Genomic DNA, 8,657 nt, shown 5'->3' on the forward strand with positions numbered 1-8,657 from the left:
GTGATTCTCCGCCCGCCTCATCGCGCTCGTGACAAGTACGCATTGAACCCGTGATCGAGATAAGCGTTCAGCGGCAGGTCGTCGCTGAGCATGGCCGCGTCGATGTCGGCCAGTTCGGCGGAGCGTTGCGCGTTTTCCCAATAAGCGATGAACGCGACGCCGCCGACCAGCGCCACCAGCGGCCATACGCGCAGCACGCGGGCGAGCGGCGAGAGGCGGCGCTTGCCCGCGGGCGGCAGATCGAACGCGGCGCCGGCACCGGCGTGCGCGAGTACCGGCACGAAGGCCGGAGCGGTAACGGGTTCGGGCCTCTTGCGCGCAAGCGCGAGACGACGCGCGCCGGCCAGGCGCTCGAGCGTGGCGGCGGGCAAATCGGCTGCGCTTTCGTCGAGCGCGCGGCGAATCTTCCCCGCGAACTCGAGTTCTTTGGTTTCTGGAGCGGAGCTCATAGCGTAATTCCTTTGGCCTTGAGCGCGACTGCCAACGTGTGCGTCGCTCGGGAGCAGTGCGTTTTCACGCTGCCCTCCGAGCAGCCCATCGCGGCGGCGGTCTCGGCGACATCCATATCTTCCCAATAACGCATGAGGAACGCCTCCCGTTGACGTGCCGGCAGCTTTTGAATCTCTTCGTCGATCAAGGCGAGTACTTGCTCGCGCTCGAGTTTGAGTTCGCTGCTCAGGCCGCTGCTCGAGCTGTCGTCTGCTTCGATCGTTTCCAGCGGGTCGAATTCCTCGTCGTCGGCGCCGCCGAGCGAGGAGAACAGGCTGACCCATGTGTTGCGCACTTTCTGACGACGAAAGTAGTCGTGCATCACATTCTGCAAGATACGCTGAAACAGCAGCGGAAGCTCGGCCGCCGACCGGTCGCCGTATTTTTCGGCGAGCTTGATCATCGCGTCCTGGACGATGTCGAGGGCGGCATCGTCATCGCGCACGGCGTAGACGGTGTGCTTGAACGCGCGCCTTTCGACGCCCGCCAGAAAGTCGGCGAGTTCCTTGTCTGATGCCATCCGAGGGGGGCGGCGCGAAACTTTCGCGTGCGCCGTTATCGATAGAAAAATGTCGTAAAACTCGCGGATGCTAGCAAACTTTCGAGATAGTGGGGGATGACTTGTACCTAGATGAGGCGAAAAGCCTGGGTTTTGGGTGCAAAGCGACCGGTTCGCTCGCACCAGGGACGGGCCTGGGTAAGAATTTTCGCTTGACCTGCGCGCGCGCAACCGCTAAGGTTTCCGGTTCGCAACATAAGTGATTTGTCTCTTTTTGGGCGGGCCCATGAAGCTCGTCTGTCAAAGTGGACGCGCCGCTTGAACCCGAGCCACAAGCCCGGCAGAGAGCACCCGATCAATTTTTTGCCGAAAATTCGAAAGGTTAACGATGAACATGCCCAGCGCGGAATTCTCCACGTCGGATACCACTCCTTCCCACGAAGCTGACTCGATCGGTGCCACCGTGCTCATGCGCGCATTGGCCGACGAGGGCGTCGAGGTGCTCTGGGGCTATCCCGGCGGCGCGGTACTGTATATCTACGACGAACTCTACAAGCAGGACAAAGTCCAGCACGTGCTCGTGCGCCACGAGCAGGCAGCCGTTCATGCGGCCGACGCCTATTCGCGCTCGACGGGTAAAGTCGGCGTCTGTCTCGTGACGTCGGGCCCTGGCGTGACCAATGCCGTCACCGGCATCGCCACCGCGTACATGGACTCGATCCCGATGGTGATCATCAGCGGCCAGGTGCCTACCGCCGCGATCGGCCAGGACGCGTTCCAAGAGTGCGACACCGTCGGCATCACGCGTCCGTGCGTGAAGCACAACTTCCTCGTGAAAGACGTGCGCGAACTGGCCGCGACGGTCAAGAAGGCCTTTTATATCGCGCGCACGGGGCGTCCCGGCCCGGTGCTGATCGACATCCCGAAAGATATTTCGAAAACGCCTTGCCAGTACGAGCCCGTCAAGCACGTGGCGCTGCGTTCGTACAACCCGGTCACGAAGGGGCATTCGGGCCAGATTCGCAAAGCCGTTTCGCTGCTGCTTTCGGCCAAGCGCCCGTACATCTACACGGGCGGGGGCATCATCCTCGCGGATGCGGCGCGCGAGCTGAATCAATTCGCCGATCTGCTCGGCTATCCCGTCACGAATACGCTGATGGGGCTGGGCGGCTATCGCGCGAGCGACAAGAAATTCCTCGGCATGCTCGGCATGCACGGGACGTACGAAGCCAACATGGCGATGCAGAACTGCGACGTTCTGATCGCCATCGGCGCCCGGTTCGACGATCGCGTGATCGGCGATCCGCAGCACTTCTCGTCGCGCCCGCGCAAGATCATCCATATCGATATCGATCCTTCGTCGATCAGCAAGCGCGTGAAGGTCGACATCCCGATCGTCGGCGACGTCAAAGAAGTGCTCAAGGAAATGATCGAGCAGCTTCAGCACGCCGAACATGGGCCCGACACCGCAGCCCTTGCCGAGTGGTGGAAGGACATCGAAGGCTGGCGCTCGAAGGACTGCCTCAAGTACGACCGCAAGAGCGAGATCATCAAGCCGCAGTACGTCGTCGAAAAGCTGTGGGAACTCACCGACGGCAATGCCTTCGTCTGTTCCGATGTGGGCCAGCACCAGATGTGGGCCGCGCAGTTCTACCGCTTCGACAAGCCGCGCCGCTGGATCAACTCGGGCGGCCTCGGCACGATGGGCTTCGGCCTGCCGGCGGCAATGGGCGTGAAGATGGCGCATCCCGATTCGGAAGTCGTCTGCATCACGGGCGAAGGCTCGATCCAGATGTGCATCCAAGAGCTGTCCACGTGCAAGCAATACGACACGCCCGTCAAGATCATCTCGCTGAATAACCGCTATCTGGGCATGGTGCGCCAGTGGCAGCAGATCGAATACAGCAAGCGCTATTCGCATTCGTACATGGATGCGCTGCCCGATTTCGTGAAGCTGGCCGAGGCATACGGCCACGTCGGCATCCGAGTTGAAAAGACGTCCGATGTCGAGCCGGCGCTGAAGGAAGCGCTGCGCTTGAAGGATCGCACCGTATTTCTCGATTTCCAGACCGATCCGACCGAAAACGTCTGGCCGATGGTTCAAGCCGGCAAGGGCATCACCGAGATGCTGCTCGGTTCGGAAGACCTCTAAGGACGAACAACGGGGCCCAGGGCGCCGCACGCACGCGCACCGTCCTCACGAAGGACGCGTGTTCAGCGCGGGCGAAGCGGGTTCGGGGCCGCTGCAATCGACATCTGGATAAACGGGAAAGCAACATGAGACATATCATCTCCGTCTTGCTGGAGAACGAACCGGGTGCGCTGTCGCGCGTCGTCGGTCTGTTTTCGGCACGCGGCTATAACATCGAAACCTTGACGGTGGCGCCGACGGAAGACCGTTCGCTGTCGCGCCTGACCATCGTCTCCATTGGCTCGGACGACGTGATCGAACAGATCACGAAGCACTTGAACCGCCTGATCGAGGTGGTGAAGGTGGTCGACTTGACCGAAGGCGCCCACATCGAGCGCGAGCTGATGCTGATCAAGGTACGGGCGGTCGGCAAGGAACGCGAAGAAATGAAGCGGATGGCGGACATCTTCCGCGGCCGTATCATCGACGTGACCGAAAAGACCTACACGATCGAGCTGACGGGGGCGAGCGACAAGCTCGACGCCTTCATCGAAGCGCTCGACGCCGCCGTGATTCTCGAAACGGTCCGCACGGGCAGTTCGGGCATCGGGCGCGGCGAACGCATTTTGAAGGTATAACGAAGCACGATCGGCGCTCGCCGCACAGGCGGGCGATTTTTGAAGAATTTGACGAATACGATTTAACGCGAAGGAATCGACATGAAAGTTTTCTACGATAAAGACGCCGACCTGTCCCTCATCAAAGGCAAGGACGTTACGATCATCGGCTACGGCTCGCAAGGCCATGCTCACGCGCTGAACCTGAAGGACAGCGGCGTGCGCGTGACGGTCGGTCTGCGCAAGGACGGCGCGTCGTGGAAGAAGGCCGAAGGCGCGGGCCTCGCGGTCAAGGAAGTGGCTGAAGCCGTGAAGGGCGCCGACGTCGTCATGATGCTGCTGCCCGACGAGCAGATCGCCGATGTCTACAAGAACGAAGTGCACGCCAACATCAAGCAAGGCGCGGCGCTGGCGTTCGCGCACGGCTTTAACGTTCACTACGGCCAGGTCATCCCGCGCGCCGATCTCGACGTCATCATGATCGCGCCGAAGGCCCCGGGCCACACCGTGCGCGGCACGTACGCGCAAGGCGGCGGCGTGCCGCACCTCATCGCCGTGGCGCAAGACAAGTCGGGCGCGGCGCGCGATGTCGCGCTGTCGTACGCGGCGGCTAACGGCGGCGGCCGTGCCGGCATCATCGAAACGAACTTCCGCGAAGAGACGGAAACCGACCTTTTCGGCGAACAAGCCGTGCTGTGCGGCGGTACCGTCGAACTGATCAAGGCCGGTTTCGAAACGCTCGTGGAAGCGGGCTACGCGCCGGAAATGGCGTACTTCGAATGCCTGCACGAACTGAAGCTGATCGTGGATCTGATCTACGAAGGCGGCATCGCGAACATGAACTACTCGATCTCGAACAACGCCGAGTACGGCGAGTACGTCACGGGCCCGCGCGTGGTCACGGAAGAGACGAAGAAGGTCATGAAGGATGTGCTGAAGGACATCCAAACGGGCGAGTACGCGAAGAGCTTCATCCTGGAAAACAAGGCGGGCGCACCGACGCTGCAATCGCGCCGCCGTTTGATGGCCGAGCACCAGATCGAGCAAGTCGGCGGCAAGCTGCGCGCGATGATGCCGTGGATCGCCAAGAACAAGCTCGTCGATCAATCGAAGAACTAACATTCGATCTAAAGGCCAAGGCTTCGCGCATTACGTTGCGTTACGTCGTGCGCGGGGCCGGCCGGTGCGGGGGAAGGGCCCCGCGCCGGAGGCTCGCCAGGGTGCGCGATGCCGTGGCGGGCCGCCGAATCACCTTTCAAAGCCGTCCCGTGCGTCTCGTACGGGGCGGCTTTTGCTATCCTAGTGGTTTTACAAAAACTTCGAAACGATCCATGAATTACCCACATCCGATCATCGCACGCGAAGGCTGGCCGTTCATCGCGATTGCCGCCGTCGTCGCGCTGTTGATCCATGCGGTCGCGGGGTTCGGTTTTGCTTGGCCGTTCTGGCTGATCCTAATCTTCGTCGTGCAGTTCTTCCGCGATCCGCCGCGCCCGATTCCGACTCAAGCGAACGCCGTGCTGTGCCCGGCCGACGGCCGCATCGTCGCCGTCGAAACCACGCGCGATCCGTACGCCGATCGGGAAGCGCTGAAGATCAGCGTATTCATGAACGTCTTCAACGTGCACTCGCAGCGCTCGCCGGTCGACGGTGCGATCGCGAAGGTCGAATACTTTCCGGGCGCTTACCTGAATGCGGCCATCGATAAAGCGTCGCACGAAAACGAGCGCAATGCGATCGTGATTCAAACGGCGAGCGGGCAAACGGTTACCTCGGTGCAGATCGCGGGCCTCATCGCGCGCCGTATTCTCTGCTACGTGCGCACCGGCGAGCCGCTCGCACGCGGCCAGCGCTACGGCTTCATTCGTTTCGGTTCGCGCGTCGATGTCTATCTGCCGCTCGGCAGTCGCGCGAAGGTGTCGATCGGCGAGAAGGTGTTCGCCTCGTCGACGATTCTCGCCGAGCTTTGATACCGCGGCAGGAGGGTTCGATGGCCGCTTTCAAACGTCGCCCGCGCGCGGGCACCACGCCGATGCCGCGTCCTTTCCGGCGCAATCCGTTTCGCCGCAACAAGGCGCTCGGCATCGATTCGGCACCCGCCGAAAATCGGCGGGCGGCGCGCCAGAAGTTCTTGCGCACGCGCGGTATTTATCTGCTGCCGAACGCGTTCACCACGGCCGCGCTCTTTTGCGGCTTCTTCGCCGTCGTGCAGGCCATGAACGTGCGCTTCGAGATCGCGGCGATCGCGATCTTCGTGGCGATGGTGCTCGATGGCATGGATGGGCGCGTGGCGCGCATGACGCACACGCAAAGCGCCTTCGGCGAGCAATTCGACAGCTTGTCGGACATGGTGTCGTTCGGTGTGGCGCCCGCGCTCGTCATGTACGAGTGGGTGCTCAAGGATCTGGGGCGCTGGGGGTGGCTTGCCGCGTTCGTCTATTGTTCGGGCGCCGCGCTGCGGCTGGCGCGTTTCAACACGAACATCGGCGTGGTCGATAAACGCTTCTTCCAGGGTTTGCCGAGCCCGGCCGCGGCCGCGCTGATTGCCGGCTTCGTTTGGCTCGCCACCGATAACCGCGTGCCGCTCAAGCTCGTTTGGCTGCCCTGGGTGGCGTTCGCGCTCACGATCTACGCCGGTGTGACGATGGTCTCGAACGCGCCGTTTTACAGCGGCAAGGCGTTGGACGTCCGGCATCGCGTGCCGTTCGCGGCGATCTTGCTCGTGGTCGTGGCGTTCGTGCTCGTGTCGTCCGATCCGCCCTTGATGCTGTTCGGGCTGTTCGTGCTCTACGGGCTCTCGGGCTACGCGTTCTGGGCCTATATGGCCGTGCGCGGGCGCGACAATCCGGCCCGCTCGGTTCCGCACGGCTAGACGTGGCCGCGCACCGCACCGTGCCGGCTCCGGGGAGGGTATCGCCCCCGGTCCGGCATGCCCGTGCGGGCGGTATGGGGCCGATTGCACGATCGCGCGAATGCCGCTATAGTCGGCGACATGTCGATTTTGACCTTCCCCCGCCTTTCTCTTCTCGCCGGTGCGCCTCTATGCGCGCTAGCGCTAGCGCGTCTACCGCGCTGATCGTTCTCGCCCCCGTCTGCCTCGTTCGTTGTTCGGCGTCGCCAGCGGTGGCGCGAACGCCCGAATGCCGTTTTCCGTATCGCCCCCCATTTTTCGAAAGCAAACGTCCCCTGGAGACATGACATGGCAGACAAGCTGATTATTTTCGACACGACATTGCGCGATGGCGAGCAATCGCCGGGCGCGTCGATGACGAAAGAAGAGAAAATCCGCATCGCGAAGCAGCTCGAGCGGATGAAGGTGGACGTGATCGAAGCCGGCTTTGCGGCCAGCTCGAACGGCGATTTCGACGCAATCAACACGATTGCCTCGCTGATCAAGGACAGCACGGTCTGCTCGCTCGCGCGCGCGAACGACAAGGATATCCAGCGGGCTGCCGACGCACTGGCGCCGGCCGACCATTTCCGCATCCACACCTTCATCGCCACTTCTCCGCTGCATATGGAGAAAAAGCTGCGCATGACGCCGGAGCAGGTGTACGAGCAGGCGCGTCTGGCGGTGCGTTTCGCGCGCAAGTTCACGAACGACGTGGAGTTCTCGCCGGAAGACGGCAGCCGTTCGGACATGGATTTCCTGTGCCGCGTGCTCGAAGCCGTGATCGATGAAGGCGCGACTACGATCAACATCGCCGATACCGTGGGCTATGGCGTGCCCGAGTTGTACGGCAATCTCGTCAAGACGTTGCGCGAACGTATTCCGAACTCGGACAAGGCCATCTTCTCCGTGCACTGCCACAACGATCTCGGCATGGCGGTGGCGAACTCGCTCGCCGGCGTGAAGATCGGCGGCGCGCGCCAGGTCGAATGCACGATCAACGGCTTGGGCGAGCGTGCGGGCAATACCGCGCTCGAGGAAATCGTGATGTCCGTGAGAACGCGCCGCGACTACTTCGGCCTGGACGTCGGCATCGATGCGACGCAGATCGTGCCGGCATCGAAGCTCGTCTCGCAAATCACGGGTTTTGTCGTCCAGCCGAACAAGGCGGTGGTGGGCGCGAATGCGTTTGCGCATGCGTCGGGCATCCACCAGGACGGCGTGCTCAAGGCGCGCGACACCTATGAAATCATGCGGGCCGAAGACGTGGGCTGGACGGCGAACAAGATCGTCCTTGGCAAATTGTCGGGCCGCAATGCCTTCAAGCAGCGGCTGCAAGAACTCGGGATCGCACTGGACAGCGAAACCGAACTGAACCAAGCCTTTGCTCGCTTCAAGGAGTTGGCCGACCGCAAGTCGGAAATCTTCGACGAAGACATCATGGCGATCGTGACCGAGGAATCGGCGGCGGCGCAGGAACGCGAACATTACAAGTTCGTCTCGTTGGCGCAGCACTCGGAAACGGGCGAGCGTCCGCACGCACGTGTCGTGTTCTCGGTGGACGGCAAGGAGATGACGGGCGAGGCGCGCGGCAATGGCCCCGTCGATGCGACGCTCAATGCGATCGAAGGCGAGGTGGGCAGCGGCTCGGAGCTGTTGCTCTATTCGGTGAACGCGATTACGACGGGCACGCAGGCGCAGGGCGAGGTGACGGTGCGCTTGTCGAAGAGCGGCCGTATCGTCAACGGCGTGGGCACCGATCCGGACATCGTGGCGGCTTCGGCCAAGGCTTATATCGCTGCGCTGAACAAGCTCTACACCACTGTCGAGAAGGTGAATCCGCAGGGGGTGTGATTGGGGGCGGCCTAGCGCCGCTCCCATGCCTCGGTGGCGCGGGAATCGGATGCGCCGTGCTGGGCGGTGGGGCATGTCTGCATACGCCGTAGCGGTCGGCGGGGCGGGCGGGCCCTCGCCTACGTCGAACAGCCTTTTACTCCGGCGAGGGCCCGCCCGCCCCACCGACCGAAAACC

General features: G+C 62.5%; 8 protein-coding genes. 6 read left to right on the forward strand and 2 right to left on the reverse strand.

Annotation, left to right across the window (positions count from 1 at the left end; all coding sequences use genetic code 11):
- Window positions 1–17: 17 nt before the first annotated feature.
- The gene (locus ACTHN9_RS13615) at window positions 18–449 is read right to left on the reverse strand and encodes a DUF3619 family protein (RefSeq protein ID WP_440537287.1); all 432 of its coding nucleotides are present in this window, start codon (window positions 447–449) and stop codon (window positions 18–20) included.
- Window positions 446–1,009 (reverse strand): RNA polymerase sigma factor, encoded by a 564-nt coding sequence (locus ACTHN9_RS13620; protein ID WP_440537288.1) that lies wholly within the window; start codon window positions 1,007–1,009, stop codon window positions 446–448. Before ACTHN9_RS13620 ends, ACTHN9_RS13615 begins: the two co-directional genes overlap by 4 nt.
- A 367-nt stretch (window positions 1,010–1,376) precedes the next feature.
- On the opposite strand from ACTHN9_RS13620, the gene ACTHN9_RS13625 reads away from it, so the two are divergent.
- From ACTHN9_RS13625 to ACTHN9_RS13650, 6 genes are all read left to right on the forward strand, one after another.
- Window positions 1,377–3,140: an acetolactate synthase 3 catalytic subunit gene (locus ACTHN9_RS13625; RefSeq protein ID WP_440537289.1), complete on the forward strand. Its 1,764-nt coding sequence runs from the start codon at window positions 1,377–1,379 to the stop codon at window positions 3,138–3,140.
- Between the two features lie 125 nt (window positions 3,141–3,265).
- Window positions 3,266–3,757 carry an acetolactate synthase small subunit gene (gene ilvN, locus ACTHN9_RS13630; protein WP_102646316.1) on the forward strand — a complete coding sequence of 164 codons (492 nt, stop codon included), beginning with the start codon at window positions 3,266–3,268 and terminating at the stop codon, window positions 3,755–3,757.
- Window positions 3,758–3,838: 81 nt separating this feature from the next.
- The gene (gene ilvC / locus ACTHN9_RS13635) at window positions 3,839–4,855 is read left to right on the forward strand and encodes a ketol-acid reductoisomerase (protein WP_440537290.1); all 1,017 of its coding nucleotides are present in this window, start codon (window positions 3,839–3,841) and stop codon (window positions 4,853–4,855) included.
- 212 nt (window positions 4,856–5,067) lie between these two features.
- Complete coding sequence (locus tag ACTHN9_RS13640) at window positions 5,068–5,706, forward strand: phosphatidylserine decarboxylase (protein ID WP_440537291.1); 639 nt, start codon at window positions 5,068–5,070, stop codon at window positions 5,704–5,706.
- A 20-nt stretch (window positions 5,707–5,726) separates the two neighbouring features.
- Window positions 5,727–6,608, forward strand: coding sequence for a CDP-diacylglycerol--serine O-phosphatidyltransferase (gene pssA / locus ACTHN9_RS13645; protein ID WP_440537292.1), 882 nt, complete (start codon window positions 5,727–5,729; stop codon window positions 6,606–6,608).
- Between the two features lie 327 nt (window positions 6,609–6,935).
- The gene (locus tag ACTHN9_RS13650; RefSeq protein ID WP_440537293.1) at window positions 6,936–8,480 is read left to right on the forward strand and encodes a 2-isopropylmalate synthase; all 1,545 of its coding nucleotides are present in this window, start codon (window positions 6,936–6,938) and stop codon (window positions 8,478–8,480) included.
- Window positions 8,481–8,657: the final 177 nt, after the last annotated feature.

It is taken from the genome of Trinickia sp. (assembly GCF_051953405.1).
GTDB lineage: Bacteria > Pseudomonadota > Gammaproteobacteria > Burkholderiales > Burkholderiaceae > Trinickia.

What these genes read in the sequence shown, in the direction of transcription:
- ACTHN9_RS13650 (WP_440537293.1), top strand. Translation starts at nt 6,936, where the DNA reads ATGGCAGACAAGCTGATTATTTTCGACACGACATTGCGCGATGGCGAG.
- ACTHN9_RS13640 (WP_440537291.1), top strand. Translation starts at nt 5,068, where the DNA reads ATGAATTACCCACATCCGATCATCGCACGCGAAGGCTGGCCGTTCATC.
- ACTHN9_RS13620 (WP_440537288.1), bottom strand. Translation starts at nt 1,009, where the DNA reads ATGGCATCAGACAAGGAACTCGCCGACTTTCTGGCGGGCGTCGAAAGG.
- ilvN (WP_102646316.1), top strand. Translation starts at nt 3,266, where the DNA reads ATGAGACATATCATCTCCGTCTTGCTGGAGAACGAACCGGGTGCGCTG.
- pssA (WP_440537292.1), top strand. Translation starts at nt 5,727, where the DNA reads ATGGCCGCTTTCAAACGTCGCCCGCGCGCGGGCACCACGCCGATGCCG.
- ACTHN9_RS13625 (WP_440537289.1), top strand. Translation starts at nt 1,377, where the DNA reads ATGAACATGCCCAGCGCGGAATTCTCCACGTCGGATACCACTCCTTCC.
- ACTHN9_RS13615 (WP_440537287.1), bottom strand. Translation starts at nt 449, where the DNA reads ATGAGCTCCGCTCCAGAAACCAAAGAACTCGAGTTCGCGGGGAAGATT.
- ilvC (WP_440537290.1), top strand. Translation starts at nt 3,839, where the DNA reads ATGAAAGTTTTCTACGATAAAGACGCCGACCTGTCCCTCATCAAAGGC.